The sequence below is a fragment of the Azospirillum doebereinerae genome, assembly GCF_003989665.1.
Lineage (GTDB): Bacteria > Pseudomonadota > Alphaproteobacteria > Azospirillales > Azospirillaceae > Azospirillum > Azospirillum doebereinerae.
Map to the genome: position 1 here is coordinate 230714 of NZ_RZIJ01000006.1, position 18188 is coordinate 248901.

An 18188-nucleotide genomic window follows, 5' to 3' on the forward strand; every position below is an offset into this window, starting at 1 on the left:
TCCGAAGCCGATCCGGTTGGGAAGCGGCTTCATGCGGGCCTCGAAGGGGATCGAGGGCCTTGGAAGCCCCTCTCCCCTTGCGGGAGAGGGGTTGGGGTGAGGGGACCCCGCAAATCGTCTTCGCCTGCGGCGAATACCCCTCATCCCAACCCTTCTCCCGCAAGGGGAGAAGGGCTTCGAAGTGCATACGATCACTCTTCGAGGCCCGCTTCGGCCGATGGGACGATATAGGCGGCGCAAATCTTGTTACCAACGGCACCGCGCGCGGGTCAGGCCCAGAAAACCGGCGTGTCTCGAAAACGTTTCCACAGATCCGGCAGCGCCTTGCGCCGTTTGTCGGCCTGCCGGTCGATCCAGGCGGCGGTCGCGGCCACGGTTGCCGCATCGGCGCCGGGCAGGGCCGCCAGCATCCGCCGCCCGGTGGCGGCGTCGTGGTCGGCGTCGAGCGCCGCCAGCAGCGAATCCAGCGCCGCCAGGAAGGGCAGGGTGGCGGCCTCGGCGTAGAGCCCGCGGAAGAACTCGGCGACGTAGCGCAGGGTGCGCAGGCGGCGGCGCAGCTTCTCGCGGTCCTTCGGCTCGTCGGGGATTTTCGCGGTCTTGCCGAGCTTGGCGAGCCGCAGCGACAGCCAGACGGGAGCGACGGTGGTGACCGGGGCGTTCAGGGCCGCCCGGCGCTCCTTGTCGGCCTCGCCCAGCCAGCGCCCGTCCTCCAGCCAGGCGGCCAGCGCCAGGACGGTGGCGGCGCAGTGCGGGGCGAGGATCGCGGCGACGGCCTCGCGGGCCGGCCCCGCCCCGGCGTTGCGGGCGGTGGCTGCCAGCAGGGCCAAGCCGGCCGGGGCCTTCGGGCTGGACGACAGCGGGTCGATCACCCCGGCCAGCAGCACGTCCCAGCCGCGCGCCGGGCCGAGCCGCTTGGCGAGAGTCCGGCTTTCCGCCACCAGCCGGTCGGCCTCGGGCGAGGCGATCACCGGCGCGAACAGCCGGTGGGCGATGCGCAGGCGGCGGAGCGCGATCCGCATGCGGTGCAGCCCCTCCACGTCGCCGCCGGCCAGCGCGCAGGCCTCGTTGGCGAGGAACTGGCGCAGCGCGTGGCGCAGGATGTGTCGGTAGGCCTCGGCCACGGTGGTGACCGGCGACAGGGCCAGCGGTTCGGATTCGACCGGTGGCGGCAGTCGGCCGGTGACCAGCCGCAGGCCCAGCTCCGCCTTGCTTTCGGTGCCGATCCGCATCGGCACGGCCTGTTGCAGGCGCAGCGCGAGGTCGAACAGGCGGCCGACCCGCCCGGCCTTCAGCTCAAGCTCGACCTCGCTGATCGGCAGGGTCTCCGAGCCGGCGGTGACATGCCCCTCGTCCACCGCAACCTCGATGGCGGTCGCTGGATCGGGGCGGACCAGCACGGCGGTGCGGCGGAAATCGGTGACGAACAGCGGCCGCAGCGCGCCCTGCGCGTCGGCGGGGACCAGACCGGCGACGCCCGACGCGGCCAGCACCGAAACGTCCGGCGCCTCGCCGGCCACCGTCCATTCCCATTCGCGGCGCACCGCGACCGCCGCCGAATCGCCGGGGGTGGCGCTGTTGACCGTCTTGAGGGTCTGGATGAAACGGTCGCCGTCGCGCCGCACCCGCAGGGCGATGCCGCTGGCGAACAGGCGCAGATCAGGCGTGTCGTAATAGACCGTGCGCAGGTGCGACACCGTCGCCGGGCCGTCCGCCCCCTCCCGCACGGCCGGAAGCCCGGCCACGCGGGCGAGATCCGCCGGGGCGACGTGCAGCTTCAGCTCGACCTCGCGGAAGGCGGTTCCGTTCGGTGACGCGTTCGACGCGGCGCCGGGGGGCGCGCTGGAGGGCGTGTCGGGCTTGGCTGGGGGCAAAAGGCAATTCCTCCCGATCCGGCCGGATCCGTGCAGACCCTCCGTGCATACCCCAACAGGTGCCGTCGCGTTAAGACAGTTTTCGCGGCTGCACAAAATCGGCGAGCCGCCCGGCGCCCAGATCCAGGTCGCGCCAGTGCATCGTCTGGAACACCAGCACCGCGCAGGCCCCGGTCGGGAACTTCTCGGTCAGGGCGTGGCGGTGCCGGTGGGGATCGTCGTGGTGCCCGCCGCCGGCCAGTTCCTCGGCCAGCTCGTGAAGGTCGGGGTTGTGGGCGATCAGCATGAGGCCGGTCGCCGTGTCCGGCGCGTCGCGCAGCCGCTCCAGCAGGGTGCGGGCGCCGCACAGATACAGGCCGCGTTCGTGCTCGACCGGCGGGAAGGGCGGCCCCATGGCGGCCATCACCCGCTTGCGGGTCTCCACGGCGCGCAGGGCGGTGGAGCACAGCACCAGATCGACCCGCGCGTGGTGAGCGGCCAGATGGCGGCCGACCAGGGTCGCGGCCTTCTCGCCGCGCGGGGCGAGCGGACGGTCATGGTCGCCCGTCGCCGGGCTGTCCCAGGCGGATTTGGCGTGGCGAAGCAGAAAGAGGGTTTTCATGGGCCGGTCGGACTATCCGAAGAGAGAGTCCTGAAACCGTAACGCAGATGGGATAGAGTTGTCCGCCATCTTTCATCATCCGTCCGGTCGCCCCATCTGGGAGCGACCTTGAGACGAAACCCAGAGGCCGACGTGACCAATCTTCAGGAACTCGACGCCGTTTGCATCGAGGCGACCGCTCCGGAACGCTTCATCAACCGTGAACTGTCGTGGCTGGCCTTCAACCAGCGGGTCCTGGACGAGGCCGCGAATCCCAACCACCCGCTGCTGGAGCGGCTGCGCTTCCTGTCGATCTCGGCCAGCAACCTGGACGAGTTCTACATGGTCCGAGTCGCCGGCTTGAAGGGGCAGGTGGCGGCCGGGGTGAAGGCGCCCAGCCCGGAAAACCTGACTCCGGCCCAGCAGCTGAGTGCGGTGAAACAGCGCATCATCGCCCTGATGGCGAGCCAGCAGGCGATGTGGCGCACCCTGAAGGCCGATTTGCGCGAGGCCGGCATCGCCGTCGTCGATCCCGCCGACGTGACGGAGGGCGAGAAGGATTGGCTGGAGGCCAAGTTCCTCGACGACATCTTCCCGATCCTGACGCCCATCGCGGTCGATCCGGCCCACCCCTTCCCCTTCCTGCCCAATCTGGGCTTCGCGCTCGCGCTGCAACTGCACGACCCGGTGAAGGGGCGCCACATCGACGCGCTGGTGCCGCTGCCCTCGCAGTTGGAGCGCTTCATCCGGCTGCCCGGTTCGGACATCCGCTTCATCCAGCTCGAAAAGCTGGTGATGCTGTTCATCGACCGCCTGTTCCCCCCGTTCCAGGTCAAGGCCAACGGCGTCTTCCGCGTGCTGCGCGACAGCGAGATCGAGATCGAGGAGGAGGCCGAGGATCTGGTCCGCACCTTCGAGACGGCGCTGAAGCGCCGCCGCCGGGGCAGCGTGATCCGGCTGGCGACCGACAGCGGCATGGCCGCCGACCTGCGCGAGTTCCTGCGCCACGAGCTGAACGTCGCCAGCGACGACGTGTTCATCCTCGACGGGCTGATCGGGCTGGTCGACACCAAGCACCTGATCGTCGACGAGCGTCCCGATCTGGTGTTCCGCCCGTTCAACGCGCGCTTCCCGGAACGCATCCGCGACTTCGGCGGCGACTGCTTCGCGGCGATCCGCCACAAGGATCTGGTCGTCCATCACCCGTACGAGAGCTTCGACGTGGTGGTGCAGTTCATCCGGCAGGCGGCGCGCGACCCGCAGGTGGTCGCCATCAAGCAGACGCTCTACCGCACCAGCAAGGACAGCCCGATCGTCGCCGCGCTGATCGAGGCGGCCGAGGCCGGCAAGTCCGTCACCGCGCTGGTCGAGCTGAAGGCCCGTTTCGACGAGGAGGCCAACATCCGCTGGGCGCGCGACCTGGAACGCGCCGGCGCCCAGGTGGTCTACGGCTTCGTCGATCTGAAGACCCACGCCAAGGTGTCGATGGTGGTGCGGCGCGAGAAGAAGGCGCTGCGCAGCTACGTCCATTTCGGGACCGGCAACTACCACCCGATCACGGCGAAGATCTACACCGACCTGTCCTTCTTCACCTGCGACCCGGCGCTGTGCCACGACGCGGCGGTGATGTTCAACTTCATGACCGGCTACGCCACGCCCAAGGTTCTGGAGAAGATCGCCATTGCCCCGATCACGCTGCGCCAGCGCCTGACCGAGCTGATCCAGGCCGAGATGGCCCACGCCGCCGCCGGCCGCCCGGCCGCCATCTGGGTCAAGCTGAACTCGCTGGTCGATCCCACCATCATCGACCAGCTCTACAAGGCCTCGCAGGCCGGGGTGCAGATCGACATGGTGATCCGTGGCATCTGTTGCCTGCGGCCGGGCGTGCCGGGGCTGTCGGAGAACATCCGGGTGCGCAGCATCGTCGGGCGCTTCCTGGAGCACGGCCGCGTCATCTGCTTCGGCAACGGCCAGGGGCTGCCCGGCCCGCAGGCCAAGCTGTTCATCTCCTCGGCCGACTGGATGACCCGCAACCTCGACCGCCGCATCGAGACGCTGATTCCCATCGAAAACCCGACCGTACACGAACAAGTTCTTGATCAGATCATGGTCGCCAACCTCAAGGACGACGCAAGCACCTGGAAGCTGGGGCCGGATGGCGTGTACCATCGCATCAAGGCCGGTCCGGACGCGTTCAGCGTCCACAATTACTTCATGACCAACCCCAGCCTGTCGGGCCGGGGCAGCGCGCTGAGCAACAAACGGACGCCTCCGCGTTTGATGTTGCGTACGGTGGTGGCCTGACGGTCGGGTTACGGAGTCGACGATGGTGACGGGAATACGCGCGGTCGCGCCGCTGAACGAGGCCCAAGGGGCCGGGCGGATCGCGGTGATCGACATCGGGTCCAATTCGATCCGGCTGGTCGTCTACGACGCGCCCACGCGGTCGCCGATGGCGCTGTTCAACGAGAAGGTGCTCTGCGGCCTCGGGCGCGGGGTGGAGAAGACCGGCAATCTGAATCCCGACGGCGTGGCCCAGGGGCTGACCGCGCTGGAGCGCTTCGCCAGCCTCGCCGCCGGCATGCAGGTGGCGAGGCTCGACGTGATCGCCACGGCGGCGGTGCGCGACGCCAGGGACGGCGCCGCCTTCGTCGCCGAGGTGACCCGGCGCACCGGGCTGGACGTCCGCGTCATCAGCGGGGAGGAGGAGGCCCGGCTCTCGGCCATGGGGGTGCTGTCCGGCACGCCGGAGGCCGACGGGCTGGTCGGCGATCTGGGCGGCGGCAGCCTGGAACTCGTCGGGCTGGATCGCGGCGTGATCGGCGAGCAGGTGACGATGCCGCTGGGGCCGTTGCGCCTGATGGAGACCGGCGTCACCCGCCAGAACGGCCTGGTCCGGCTGATCGACCAGCATCTCGAGGCGCTGCCTTGGCTGGGCAAGGCGAAGGGGCGACCCTTCTACCCGGTGGGCGGAAGCTGGCGTGCCATCGCCAAGCTGCACATGGAGCAGACCCGCCACCCGCTGCACATCATCCACCACTACACCCTTCCGGCCGAGGAGGCGCGGGAGTTCGCGGCGCTGGTCGGCCGGCAGGGCCGCTCGTCGCTGGAGAAGATGGCCGGGTCGCGGCGGCGGCTCGACACGCTGCCCTTCGCGGCGCTGGTGTTCGAGCGGTTGTTGCGCGCGGCGCAGCCGTCGAAAGTGGTGTTTTCCGCCTACGGGCTGCGCGAGGGGCATCTCTATTCGCTGCTGACGCCGGAAGGCCGGCGCGAGGATCCGCTGCTGGCCTCGGCCGCCGACTGGGTGCGGCGCTTCGTCCGCATGGGCGACCCGTCGCTGCTGATGGATTGGACGGCCGGGCTGTTCGCGGGCGAGGACGACAACGCCACCCGCCTGCGCCACGCCGCCTGCCTGCTGAGCGACGTGGGCTGGGCCGACCACCCGGACTACCGGGCCGAGCACGCTTTTCTGCGCATCCTGCGCTACCCGTTCCCGGCGCTGGACCACGACGAGCGGGCCTTCCTGGCGCTCGCCGCCCACGCGCGCTACGCCGGGACCATCGACGCACCGCTGACGGCGGGTGCCCGCTCGCTGGTCAGCGAGGCGCAGGGGTTGAAGGCGCTGGTGCTGGGGCTGGCCCTGCGGCTGGCGCACACGCTGTCGGGCGGCGCCACCGCGCTGCTGGAGCGCACCAGCCTGAAGGTCAGCGGCGAGCGTCTGGTGCTGACCCTGCCCGACGACGGCAGCGTGCCGTCCGGCGAGGCGGTGCAGCGCCGCATCGACGCGCTCGCCAAGGCGTTGAACCGCAAGGGCGACATCGTCCAGCCCGCCCGTTTCCAGGCGGCGGAGTGACGGAGCGCTGTTGCCCGGTCAGTCGTCGGGCAGCAGCAGCGCGAGCCGCGTGGCGATGAACCGGTCGGCGGCGGCGCGCGCCGCCTGATCGGCGGTTTGCGGGTTGAGACCGAACTTGTCGCGGTAGACTTTCGCCGTCGCCGCCAAGGCGGTGGGAAGGGCGGCGATGGTCGCCTTGTACTCGGCTTCCGGCCATGCGTCGAAGTCGGTCCAGGACCGGAAGGCGGCGATGATCGCCTTGCGCTTGTCCGCGATCTTGCGGGCCTCGGGCGAATGGGGCGCTTCCAGCAGGGTGCTGGGGACCAGCGAGGCTTGCAGGTTGTCCACCTCGAACTGGCGCTCGTAGCCCTGGCGGATGCTGCCGCGCTCCTCCAGCGCCGGGTCGATGGCGGGGGCGATGCGCGCCTCCACCCGGCTCCATTCCGGCGAATCGAAGACGGAGAAGGGCGGCTCGCACAGCGCCGGCGAGGAATCGCGGCTGTTGCCCCAGAAGGCGCCGAACGCCTCGAAGGCCGGTTGGCCGTGCTTGGTGAAGAGGAAGCAGGGCGCTTCCATCTCGGTGGTGGACAGGACGTGGCGCAGAAACAGAAGGGCGGTGCCGAGCGGGGCCGTCGCCACGTCGCCGAGGTTGCGCATCTCCTCCCGCAATTCGGGATCGGGGGGAAGGTCGCGGTCGGTCACCGTCGTGACCAGGGCGCGGATCGTGGCCTCCTTGTCGGCCACCGGGGCTTGGCCGGAGTGGTAGAGATAGACCAGCCACGCCTTGGCGGCGGCGCCGTCGTAGCGTTGCAGGGCGGCGGCGGCGGCCTTGGGATCCTTCGGGATGCCGGCGGCGACGGCCGCGAGCTTTTTCTGGGCCGCGCTGTTCTGCGTCTGGAGGTCGGTGACGCGCTTCTCGTAAAGACGGCGGCAGGACTCCAGCGCGGAACGGTCGGCGCAGGCGCGGTCGCGCTCGGCCAGGAACGCCTGCTGGGCGCGTTGGACCGTGTCGCGCTCGGCGGCCGGGCTGTTGGCCAGGGTGTCGCGCAGCAGCGTGGCCAGGTCCTCGTTCGCCACCTTCAGGTCGGCGCTGCCGCAGAGCGTGCGGTCCACCGGCGAGGCGGGCTTGGCGCAGGACAGGCTTTGCGCGGCGGCCGGCGTGACGTGGGCTCCGGCCAACGCCAGCAGGGCCGCCCCGGTCAGAAGCCAAAACCTCGAACGCGCCGTCGTCATGATCGCTCTGTCCCGCTGTCGAAAACCGGCGCGGACGATAGAGCATCGGGCGGGGGACCGGAAGCGGTGCCAAGCGCATAGCCGCTGGGCATGGCCGCCGGTCGTAAGAGCGTGTGGGCCCTTCGGGGTCAGACCTCGATCACCAGCCCGTCATAGGCCGGCTCGACGCCGTCCGGCAGGATGCGGCGCAGGCTGTCGTAATCCATGCTGTTGTCCATGTGGGTCAGGTAGGCCCGCCGGGGGCGGACCCGCTCGATCCAGGACAGGGTCAGCGCCAGATGGGCGTGGACCGGGTGAGGCGGTTCGATCCGGCCGCAATCGACCACCCAGGTGTCGACGCCCTCCAGCGCCGCGAAGGCGGCCTCGTCCAGCCGGACCACGTCGGTCGAATAGGCAAACCTGTCAAAGCGGTAGCCGACGGTCTTCATGTAACCGTGGTCCTGCTCGAACGGGGTCACGGGAAGTCCGGCGACCGAGAACGGGCCGGTTACGCGGTGCGCGGTCAGCACCGGGCGGTAGAACGGGAAGCCGGGGCGCAGCGGCTCGAAGCAATAGGGAAAGCGGGCTTCGAGGTCGCGCAGATGCTCGTCCCAGCCATAGGCGTCGAGCGGCGCGTGGGTCAGCCGGCAGATCTCGCGCAGCTCGTCGATGCCGTGGGCGTGGTCGGCGTGCTGGTGGGTCCACAGCACGGCGTCCAGCCGCTCGCAGCCGCTGTCGAGAAGCTGCTGGCGCAGATCGGGCGAGGTGTCCACCAGCACCGCCACCCCGGCCCGCTCGACCAGCACGGAGGGGCGGCTGCGGCGGTTGCGGGGGTTGGCCGGGTCGCAGCGCCCCCAGCCGCCGGGGCCGATCACCGGAACGCCGCGCGACCCGCCGCAGCCGAGCACGGTGACGCGCGTCGTCGGGGACCGGCCGGCATCGCTCATGCGGCGGCCCTCATGCGGCGGCCTTGTCGAAGAGGCGGAAGAAGTTCTCGGTGGTGACGCGCGCCAGTTCCTTGGGGGTCACGCCCTTCACACCGGCCACGCAGGCGGCGGTGTGGGCGACGTAGGACGGCTCGTTGCGCTTGCCCCGGTAGGGGATCGGCGCGAGGTAGGGCGCGTCGGTCTCGACCAGGATGCGGTCGAGCGGCACGTCCTTCACGATGTCGCGCAGCTCCTCGGACTTCTTGAAGGTGACGATGCCCGACAGCGACAGCGTGAAGCCGAAATCCAGCGCCTCCTCAGCCAGTTGGCGGCCGGAGCTGAAGCAGTGCAGCAGCCCCTTCACCGGCTGGCCGGCGGCTTCCTCCTTGACGATCCGCATGGTGTCGGAATCGGCGTCGCGGGTGTGGACGATCAGCGGCAGGCCGGTTTCCAGGCTGGCGCGGATGTGCCGGCGGAAGGCCTCCTGCTGCTGGTCGCGCGGGCTCTTGTCGTAGAAATAGTCCAGCCCGGTCTCGCCCAGCCCGATCACCTTCGGGTGGCGGGAGCGCTCGACCAGCGCCTCGACCGTGGTGACGGCGAACTCCTCCGCCGCCTGGTGGGGGTGGACGCCGACGGTGCAGAGCACGTCGTCGTAACGTTCGGCCACCGCCAGGATCCGGTCGAAGCGGGTCAGGTAGGTGCAGATCGTGACCATCCGCCCGATCCCGGCCTGCCGGGCGCGGTCGACGACCGCGTCCAGCTCCTCGGCGAAATCGGGGAAATCGAGATGGCAATGACTGTCGATCAGCATGTCTTGAGGACCACTCAGGCTTTCGGTTCTTCGACGAAGCGCGGGAAGACGCCCTGCGAGGTCGGCAGCGGCGTCCCGGCGACCAGCGCGCCCGCCGGCCCCAGATTGCCGAAGCCGCGCGCGTCCGGCCCCTGCGCCAACTGGTCCAGGATTTTGGCCGAGGCGTCCGGCATGATCGGCTGGGTCAGGATGGCGAGGTGGCGGATCGTCTCGGCCAGCACGTAGAGCACCGTTGCCATCCGCGCCGGATCGGTCTTCTTCAGCGTCCAAGGGGCCTGCTCGTCGACGTAGCGGTTGCCGTCGCCGACCACGGCCCAGATCGCGTCCAGCGCCTTGTGGAAGGCCTGGGCGCGGATCTCGACCCGCACGACGTCCAGCAGATTGTGCGCCGCGCCCAGCAGGGCGTCGTCGGCTTCGGTGAACGGTCCCGGAGTCGGCACCGCGCCGCCGCAGTTCTTGCCGATCATCGACAGCACGCGCTGCACAAGGTTGCCGTAGTCGTTGGCGAGGTTGCCGTTGATCCGCGCGACCATCTGTTTGTGCGAGAAGTCGCCGTCGTTGCCGAAGGGCACCTCGCGCAGCAGGAAGTAGCGGGTCTGGTCCAGCCCGTAGGTGGTGACCAGCGATTCCGGCGCGATGACGTTGCCCAGCGACTTGGACATCTTCTGGCCTTCGATGGTCCACCAGCCATGCGCGAAGACGCGCTTGGGCGGCGGCAGATCGGCGGCCATCAGGAAGGCCGGCCAATAGACCGTGTGGAAGCGCAGGATGTCCTTGCCGACCATGTGCAGGTCGGCCGGCCAGTACTTGGCGAAGTCGCCCTCGGTGTTCGGGTAGCCCACGGCGGTGATGTAGTTGGCCAGCGCGTCGAGCCACACATACATGATGTGCTCGTCGTTGCCGGGGACCGGGATGCCCCACTTGAAGGTGGTGCGGCTGACCGAGAGATCCTTCAGGCCCGACTTGACGAAGGACATCACCTCGTTGCGCTTGCCGGCCGGGGCGATGAAGTCCGGGTTCGCCTCGTAGAAGGCGATCAGCCGATCCTGCCACGCCGACAGCTTGAAGAAATAGGAGGGCTCCTCGACCCATTCGCACTCGGCGCCGGTCGGGGCGATCTTCTTGCCGGCCGGGTTGGTGGTCAGCTCGTCCTCGCCGTAGAAGGCCTCGTCGCGCACGGAGTACCAGCCGGCGTAGGAGCCGAGGTAGATCTCGCCCTTTTCCTCCAGCACCTTCCACAGCGCCTGCACCGAGGCGACGTGGCGCGGCTCGGTGGTGCGGATGAAGTCGTCGTTGGAGTAGTTCATCAGCGAGACGAGGTCGCGGAAGTTCTGCGACACGCGGTCGGTGAACGCCTGCGGCTCGATCCCGGCGTTCTGCGCCGATTTCTCCACCTTCTGGCCGTGCTCGTCGGTTCCGGTCAGGAACTTCACGTCGTAGCCGTCGAGACGCATGAAGCGGGCGAGGACGTCGCAGGCCAGCGTGGTGTAGGCGTGGCCGATGTGCGGCACGTCGTTCACGTAGTAGATCGGCGTCGTCAGGTAAAACGTCTTCGGCCCGGCCATTGTCGGCACTCTCCCGAGGGGGTTGTTCGGCACTGCTCTTAGGTGGCGGCGGATTCGAGCGCCGCCAAGGCGTTGAGCACCACTTGCTTGCGGTCCAGATTTGCGGATTCCGCACGAGCGAAGAGGCGCTGGACCTTTTCCCACACCTCCACCCAACGTTCAAGGCCGCGGGCGTTGGCGAGGCGGGTCATCAGGGCGGCCTCGCCCGGAACGACCTCCGCCGGCCATTGCCCGCGCGCCAGCGAGCGGGCGAAACGGGCGAGCCACCAGACCAGCAGCTCCGTCGCCGTCTCGTAGAGGCCGTCGTCCTGCTTGCGGGTCAGCTTGTCGCCGAAGGCGTGGGCGGCGGTGATGTCGAGCCGGGGCAGGGCGGAGAGCAGGGCGATCATCTCGCGGTAGAGCGCCAGCCCGCCGGCGTCCGACAGCTGGATGGCGCGGCCGACGCTGCCCTCGGCCAGCCGGGCGAGGGCCAGACGGTCTTCGTCGACGACGGTGGGACGGTGCTGAATCAACAGGTTGACGACGGTTTCCTCAGGCAGAGTTTTAAGGTTGAGCTTGCGGCAGCGCGAGCGGATCGTGGGCAGCATGCCGCCGGGGTTGTCGCTGACCAGCAGCAGCAGGGCGCCGGCCGGCGGCTCTTCCAGAATCTTGAGAATGGCGTTCAAGCCACTGAGATTCATGCGATCCGCGCCGTCGATCACCGCCACGCGCCAGCCGCCTTCCGCCGAGGTGCGGCGCAGGAAGGGGCCGATCTTGCGCACGTCGTCCACGGCGATGTCGCGCTTGAGCCGGTCGCGCTTCTCGTCGCGCTGCCGCTCGACCGTCAGCAGGTCGGCATGACCGCCGGACGCCACGCGGCGGAACACCGGGTGCCCGGCCGACAGGTACAGCGAGGTGGCCGGGGCGTTGCCGCCGAACAGACCCTCTCCCGGTGCCTCCTGGGACAGCACGAAGCGGGCGAAGCGGAAGGCCAGCGTCGCCTTGCCGGTGCCGGGCGTGCCGCCGATCAGCCAGGCGTGGGGCAGGCGGCCGGAGTTCCAGGCCTCCAGCAGGATCTGCTCCGACTCCTCGTGGCCGATCAGGTCGGGGTTGCGGCGCGGCGCCAGCGCGTCCTCGGCGGCGGGTTCGGCGGCGGCGCGGGCCTTGCTCATGGCGCCAGCCCCAGCCGGGCCGAGGCTTCGGACCAGATTCGGGCCTGCACGGTGTCGAGATCGGCGTCGGCGTCGATCACCGCGCAGCGCTCGGGCTCACGCCGGGCGATGTCGAGGAAGCCGTCGCGCAGGCGCTGGTGGAAACCGACGTCCATCCGCTCGTAGCGGTCCTCGCCGCCGTGGCGGGACGCGGCGCGGCGCAGGCCGGTCTCGACGGCGATGTCGAGGATCAGCGTCAGGTCGGGCTGGAAGGCGCCCAGCGCCGTGGTCTGGAGACCGGCGATCAGGTCACGCCCCAGGCCGAGTCCGTAGCCCTGGTAGGCCATGGTGCTGTCGAAGAAGCGGTCGCACAGCACCCAGCATCCGGACTCCAGCGCCGGCCAGACGGTGCGCTCCAGATGGTCGCGGCGGGCGGCGGTGTGCAGCAGCGCCTCGGTGACCGCACCCCAGCGCCCGGTCTCGCCGGACACCAGCAGGGCGCGGATCTCCTCGGCGCCGGGCGACCCGCCCGGCTCGCGGGTGGTCACCACCTCGACGCCGCGCGCGGCCAGTGCCTCGGCCAGACGGCGGAGCTGGGTCGATTTCCCGGCGCCCTCGCCGCCTTCCAGGGTGATGAAGCGGCCCTTCGTGACGGTCATTGTTTGCTTACCCACTCATGGCTTGAGAAGCCCTTCTCCCCTTGCGGGAGAAGGGTTGGGATGAGGGGTATTCGCCGCAGGCGAAGAACGAGACTTGCGCCCCCTCACCCCAACCCCTCTCCCGCGAGGGGAGAGGGGCTTTACGAAAACATCAGCTCTTGGCGCCGAAGACCAGGTACTTCGCGGCGGCGAAGGCGCGGCCGACGAAGCCCAGCTTTTCCACGTCCTGCGCGGCGACCACGGGCACCTCCTTGCCGGGGAAGCCGGGGGCGGTGATCAGGACCTTGCCCACCACGTCGCCCTTCTTGATCGGGGCGGCCACCGGGGCGTTGCTGACCAGCGAGACCTTCATGCCGACGCGGTCGGCGCGCGCCATCGTCACGTTGAGGTCCTTGGGCACCGAGACCGGCACCGTCTCCTGCTCGCCCAGCCAGACGGGGACCTGCTCGATGGTCTCGCCGCCCTTGAACAGGGCGTAGGTGGCAAATTCGCGGAAGCCCCACTCGATCAGCCGGGCGGATTCGTCGGCGCGGGCCTGCATGCTCGGCAACCCGTTGACCACCAGCAGCAGGCGGCGCCCCTCGCGCTCGCCCGATGCGGTCAGGCCGTAGCCGCCGGCGTCGGTGTGGCCGGTCTTCATGCCGTCCACGTTCATGCCGCGGTAGAGCAGGGGGTTGCGGTTGCCCTGGGTGATGCCGTGGTACTTGAACTCCCGCGTCGAGTAATAGTGGTAGTATTCGGGGAAGTCCTTGATCAGGTGCTCGGCCAGGATCGCCAGATCGCGGGCGGTCATGTAGTGGTTGGGATCGGGCCAGCCAGTGGCGTTGGTCAGGTTGGTGCCGGTCAGCCCCAGCTCCTTGGCCCGCTTGGTCGCCTGCGCCGCGAAGGCCGATTCCGACCCGGACAGCCCTTCGGCCAGCACGATGCAGGCGTCGTTGCCGGACTGGATGATCACGCCCTTGAGCAGGTCGTCGACCTTGATGTTGTTGTGCAGTTCCACGAACATCTTGGAGCCCTGCATGCGCCACGCGCGCTCGGTCACCGGCAGGGTGCTCTCCAGCGTCAGCCGGCCGCCCTTGATCGCCTCGAACACCAGATAGGCGGTCATGATCTTGCTCATCGACGACGGCGCCATGCGCTCGTCGGCGTTCTTCTCGAACAGCACGGTGTTCGAGGTGAGGTCGAGCAGGATCGCCTGCTTGGCGATGGTCTCGATGGTCGCGGCGTTGGCGACGGTGGCGGTCAGGGCGACACCCGCCGAGGCCAGCGCGACCGCCAGACCGATGACGGCGCGGGTGCGGACGACAACAGCGTTCATGATAACGTCCTCCGAGGAAACATGGCCGATCCGCCTTGCGCGGCGATCAATCGACCACGATTTTGGCTTCCGTAAGGCCAGCCTGAATGATCTGGTTGAGCACGGCGTCGGCCCGGTCCACGCTGTCCAGCGGACCGACCCGGACCCGTTGCAGGGTCAGCTTTCCCGACCGGGTGGACGACACCACGGCCGGCTGCCCGATCGACGCGAGGCGCGCCCGCGCGCGGGCCACGTTCTCGGCGCTGCCGAAGGCGCCGACCTGCACGAAGAGGTTCTCGTGGCCCGGCGGGACCGGCAGCACCGCCACCACGGGGGCCGGGACGAAGCGGCCGTCCACCACCGAACCGGCGACGGTCGCGGGCGGCGGGACCGGCGTTCCGAGGATTCCGGAGGACGCGGTCTTGCCCGTGGTCGGGCCGGGCACCGGGCCGGAGGTTTCGATCCGGGCGCGCGGCACCGGCTTGGGCGCCGGCCCCTCGGATTCCGCCAGGATGGTGGCGGGGGTGCCCTGTCGGGCGGCGGCGGCGATGGCGCGGCTTTCCTCCGCCAGGATCTGGACGCGCACCTTGGCGGTGCCGCTGCCCTCGAATCCCAGGAGCTGCGCGCCGCGCCGCGACATGTCGATCACCCGGTTGTTGGCGAAGGGGCCGCGGTCGTTGACGCGGACCACCACCGAGCGGCCGTTGTCCAGGTTGGTCACCCGCACGAGGCTGGGCATCGGCAGCGTCTTGTGCGCCGCCGTCAGTTCGTTCTGGTCGTAGATCTCGCCGTTGGCGGTGTTCTTCGCGTGGAAGCCCGGCCCGTACCACGACGCGACGCCGGTCTCGTTGTAGTCGAAATCCTCGGTCGGGTAGTACCAGACCCCGCCGACCTGATAGGGCTTGCCGACCTTGTAGACGCCGCTGGTCGGCAGGCCGGAGCCGGGCGTACCGCCCGGTTGCTGCGCGCAGGCGGCCAGCGCGGTCACCCCGACCAGCACCGTCACCCGTCTCAGCCAGCGCCAGCGGCCCATGCACAAAACCCCTTCGTCGAAGCGGGCGGCACTGTAGACGAGTTGCCACGCCCGCGCCAAGGCTTCCTCAGGGCGCCGGGAACAACGCGTCGGTGCGGTCCATCAGCCGGTAGGAGACCAGCCCGATCCACTCCCGCACCGCATCGCCGAGGATCGGCAGGTTGCGGTCCAGCTCGAAGCGGGCGTAAGGGCGGGCGTCGTGGCGGGTGCGGTAATCGACGGGGTAGGGCACCACCGCCCAGCCGACGCGGCGGAAGATGCCGACCGAGCGCGGCATGTGCATCGCCGAGGTCACCAGCAGCCAGCGCTCGCCCGGTTTGGGCGCCGCCAGATCGCGGCTGAACACGGCGTTCTCCCAGGTGTTGCGCGATTCCGTCTCGTAGAGCACGCGGTCTTCCGGGATGCCGGCCTGGAGCAGGGCGGCGCGGATCGAGGCGTCCTCCTTGGTGTCCTGCCCCAGCAGGCGGCCGGAGCCACCGGTGAAGACCGCGCGGGCGGCGGGGAAGCGGCGGACCAGATCGGCGAAGGCCAGCACCCGCTCCGCCGCGTCGTTGAGCGAGGGATCGCCCCGGTCGGCGGTCAGCGGCGGGTTGACCGCGCCGCCCAGCATGATGATACCGTCGACAGGCTCCGGTCCCAGCGGCTCGGCGTAGGGAAAGCGGTTCTCCAGCGGCAGGGCGACGAAGGCGCCCACGGGGGCGAAGGTCACCGCCAGGAAGGCCAGCGCCACCAGCGCGATCAGCCGCTCCCCGAAGCGCCGCCAGCGCGGGCGCCGCAGCATCAGCGCGCCCAGCGCCAGCGTCAGCACCAGGGCGTTGCCGGGATTGAGGACTCCCCAGGCCAGCTTCGACAGGACAAAGGACAGCACCGGGTCGCTCGCTTTTGGCCGTGACGGACGGGGCGGAGCATAAGCGGTGCCGTGCCCCCACGGCAATCCGCTGTGGCTGTGACACGAAAGCGACACGGAACCTTAACAAGGGCGTCGCCGGTCCGGCGTTAATCTTTGCCGCCCGCCGACCGGAGAATCCGACCGGCGGGTGAACGCACTTGTCGCGAGGAAACCCAGGCCCATGCTGTCCAAGCTCTCCATCGGCACGCGGATCGCGTTGCTGGTCGTCGCCTCCCTGGTCACGCTGGGGCTGCTGGGCGGCACCGTCGCGATGGGCGCGCGCAAGGTGTTCGAGGCGACGGCCGAGATGAACCGCTTCCGCACCCTCTACGAGCACACCACCGACATCGAGCGCCGCGTCGCCCGGCTCCAGTTCCAGGGCCAGCGCTTCGTCACGGAGCGCGACGCCGAGGCCGCCCGCGCCTTCGCGGCCAACGCCGACGCGGCGGTCGCGCTGCTCGGCGGCGTGCGGGACAAGGCTGGAGAGTTGATCGCCGCGTCGGACATCGATCAGGTGGCGCAGGGGCTGTCCGGCCTGAATGCGCTGTTCCAGGGGGTGGTGGACAAGGCGACGGAACTCGGCCTGACCGACGAGGCGGGCCAACGCGGCGCGCTGCGGACTTCGGCCAAAGCCATCGAGGACGAGCTGAAGCAGTGGCCCAACGCCGACAAGCTGACCGGCCGCATGGAATCGATGCGCAAGATGGAGAAGGACTTCATCATCTACCAGGACGAGGCGATGCTGTCGGGCCATCGCAAGGCCTTCAACGAGTTCACCTTCTTCCTCGCCGATTCCGGGCTGGACGAGGCCACCCAGGCCAAGCTGGAGACGCTGGCGCGCGGCTACCGCGCCGGGCTCGGCACCTTCGTGGACAGCAGCAAGGCGTTCCGCGCCCAGGTCGCGGCCTTCAACGGGGCGTTCCAGGCGCTGGTCCCGCGCTTCGACGCGCTGCTGGAGACCACCAACGCCGGCATGGCCGGCGCGGTGGACAAGCAGAACGCGGTGCGCGAGAGCGTCATCGCCAACGCGCTCGCGGTCGGCTCGGTGCTGCTGGTCGGCTTCATCGTCATCAGCCTGTTCGTGGCGCGCAGCATCACCCGGCCGCTCCGCCTGATCGAGGAGGCGATGGAGAAGCTCGCGGCCGGCGACCGCGCCGCCGCCGTGCCGGGCACCAAACGCGGCGACGAGATCGGCGCGATGGCCCGCGCGGTGGCGGTGTTCAAGGACAACCTCCAGCGCACCCACGACTTGGAGATCGAGGCGCGCGAATCCGAACGCCGGGCCGAGGCCGACCGCAAGGCGTCGCTGCGCGAGGTGGCGACCGACTTCGACGGCGCCTTCGGGCGGGTGCTGGGCACCGTGAGCATGGCGACCGAGCAAATCCGCAATGGGGCGCATCTCCTGCGCGACATCGCCGAAACGATGAAGGACCAGGCGCTGCACACGGCGGAAAAGGCCGAGCAGACTTCGGAGGTGGTGGGGATCGTCAACACGGTGTCGCAGACGCTGACGGCCTCCATCGGCGAGATCGGCGGGCGGGTCACCACCACCTCGACCGCCGTCGAGCGCGCGGTGAACCGGGCGCGGCAGAGCGACGCGGCGGTGCAGGCGCTCGCCGACAGCTCGCAGCGGATCGGCGAGATCGTGCGGCTGATCACCGACATCGCCGGGCAGACCAATCTGCTGGCGCTCAACGCCACCATCGAGGCGGCCAGGGCAGGGGAGGCCGGCAAGGGCTTCGCCGTCGTGGCGCAGGAGGTCAAGAATTTGGCTGGCCAGACGGCCAAGGCGACCGAGGACATCGGTTCGCAGATCGGCGCCATCCAGGGCGCCACCGCCGACGTGGTGGACGCCATCCGCGCCATCCGTTCGACGGTCGAAGAGGTGCAGGTGCTGTCCGGCGAGGTGTCGTCCGCCGTCAGCCAGCAGTTGGAGCACACGCAGAAGATCGCCTCGGCGGTGGACCGCGCCACGCACAATTCGCACGAGGTCTCGGAAAGCGTCAGCACCATGGCGATCACCGCCGCCGAGACCGGCAAGTCGGCCATCGAGATGATGTATTCCGCCGGCCGGCTGACCGTCGAGCTTCAGCAGTTGGAAAGCGACGCGGACCGTTTCGTAGCGTCGATCAAGGTTTGACCGGACGGTACGCTGCGGTGTACGTGGGCCGATAAGGTTTGGAGCGGATCTTCGGTCCAAACCTCCGGTCCTGATGGTTGGGTTCTGGAAGGCCGAACAAGCGCCCTGCTCCGCTTTTTGAGTGCCAATTTTCCATAATCATAATTATGCGTTTTGCGGGTTTGGAGAGGGTAGGTTCTATCCTGAAGTGCAACTCTTGTTTTAGAACAGGAGGTTAAGGCTTCAGGAGCGGTCATGGGACAG

Annotated in this window: 13 protein-coding genes and 1 pseudogene; 3 read left to right on the forward strand and 11 right to left on the reverse strand. The window is 69.5% G+C overall.

All coding sequences use genetic code 11. The features are described 5' to 3' along the window. Nucleotides 1-269: 269 nt before the first annotated feature. Both EJ913_RS10505 and EJ913_RS10510 read right to left on the reverse strand, forming a co-directional pair. Complete coding sequence (locus EJ913_RS10505) at nt 270-1871, reverse strand: CYTH and CHAD domain-containing protein (RefSeq protein WP_126997492.1); 1602 nt, start codon at nt 1869-1871, stop codon at nt 270-272. 70 nt (nt 1872-1941) lie between these two features. Beyond that, nucleotides 1942-2472 carry a SixA phosphatase family protein gene (locus tag EJ913_RS10510; RefSeq protein ID WP_126997494.1) on the reverse strand — a complete coding sequence of 177 codons (531 nt, stop codon included), beginning with the start codon at nt 2470-2472 and terminating at the stop codon, nt 1942-1944. A 132-nt stretch (nt 2473-2604) separates the two neighbouring features. Between EJ913_RS10510 and EJ913_RS10515 the strand changes: the two genes are divergently transcribed. Then, nucleotides 2605-4755: an RNA degradosome polyphosphate kinase gene (locus tag EJ913_RS10515; protein ID WP_126997496.1), complete on the forward strand. Its 2151-nt coding sequence runs from the start codon at nt 2605-2607 to the stop codon at nt 4753-4755. A gap of 22 nt (nt 4756-4777) precedes the next feature. Beyond that, nucleotides 4778-6304, forward strand: a complete 1527-nt coding sequence (ppx, locus tag EJ913_RS10520) for an exopolyphosphatase (protein ID WP_126997498.1) — start codon at nt 4778-4780, stop codon at nt 6302-6304. Between the two features lie 18 nt (nt 6305-6322). Here ppx and EJ913_RS10525 read toward each other — a convergent pair whose 3' ends face one another. The 9 genes from EJ913_RS10525 to EJ913_RS10565 all read right to left on the reverse strand — a co-directional run bounded on the left by EJ913_RS10525 (nt 6323) and on the right by EJ913_RS10565 (nt 15784). Further along, nucleotides 6323-7516: a lysozyme inhibitor LprI family protein gene (locus EJ913_RS10525; RefSeq protein WP_126997500.1), complete on the reverse strand. Its 1194-nt coding sequence runs from the start codon at nt 7514-7516 to the stop codon at nt 6323-6325. Nucleotides 7517-7644: 128 nt separating this feature from the next. Further along, a complete protein-coding gene (locus EJ913_RS10530; protein WP_126997502.1) occupies nt 7645-8442 on the reverse strand; it encodes an MBL fold metallo-hydrolase in 798 nt (265 codons plus the stop codon). A 10-nt stretch (nt 8443-8452) separates the two neighbouring features. Further along, complete coding sequence (locus EJ913_RS10535; protein ID WP_126997504.1) at nt 8453-9232, reverse strand: TatD family hydrolase; 780 nt, start codon at nt 9230-9232, stop codon at nt 8453-8455. A gap of 14 nt (nt 9233-9246) precedes the next feature. Then, nucleotides 9247-10797 carry a methionine--tRNA ligase gene (gene metG / locus EJ913_RS10540; RefSeq protein WP_126997506.1) on the reverse strand — a complete coding sequence of 517 codons (1551 nt, stop codon included), beginning with the start codon at nt 10795-10797 and terminating at the stop codon, nt 9247-9249. A gap of 38 nt (nt 10798-10835) precedes the next feature. Continuing rightward, the gene (locus EJ913_RS10545; RefSeq protein ID WP_126997508.1) at nt 10836-11948 is read right to left on the reverse strand and encodes a DNA polymerase III subunit delta'; all 1113 of its coding nucleotides are present in this window, start codon (nt 11946-11948) and stop codon (nt 10836-10838) included. Further along, on the reverse strand, nt 11945-12586 hold the full coding sequence (gene tmk, locus EJ913_RS10550; protein WP_126997510.1) for a dTMP kinase: 642 nt from the start codon (nt 12584-12586) through the stop codon (nt 11945-11947). Before tmk ends, EJ913_RS10545 begins: the two co-directional genes overlap by 4 nt. Nucleotides 12587-12737: 151 nt before the next feature. Further along, a complete protein-coding gene (locus EJ913_RS10555; RefSeq protein ID WP_126997512.1) occupies nt 12738-13904 on the reverse strand; it encodes a D-alanyl-D-alanine carboxypeptidase family protein in 1167 nt (388 codons plus the stop codon). A gap of 46 nt (nt 13905-13950) precedes the next feature. Next, nucleotides 13951-14916: a septal ring lytic transglycosylase RlpA family protein gene (locus EJ913_RS10560; RefSeq protein WP_126997513.1), complete on the reverse strand. Its 966-nt coding sequence runs from the start codon at nt 14914-14916 to the stop codon at nt 13951-13953. Nucleotides 14917-14983: 67 nt separating this feature from the next. Further along, complete coding sequence (locus EJ913_RS10565; RefSeq protein WP_244939313.1) at nt 14984-15784, reverse strand: YdcF family protein; 801 nt, start codon at nt 15782-15784, stop codon at nt 14984-14986. A 1111-nt stretch (nt 15785-16895) separates the two neighbouring features. Here EJ913_RS10565 and EJ913_RS33210 point away from each other — a divergent pair. Beyond that, a pseudogene (locus EJ913_RS33210) lies at nt 16896-17945 on the forward strand (methyl-accepting chemotaxis protein); the annotation flags it as partial. Nucleotides 17946-18188 lie beyond the last annotated feature (243 nt).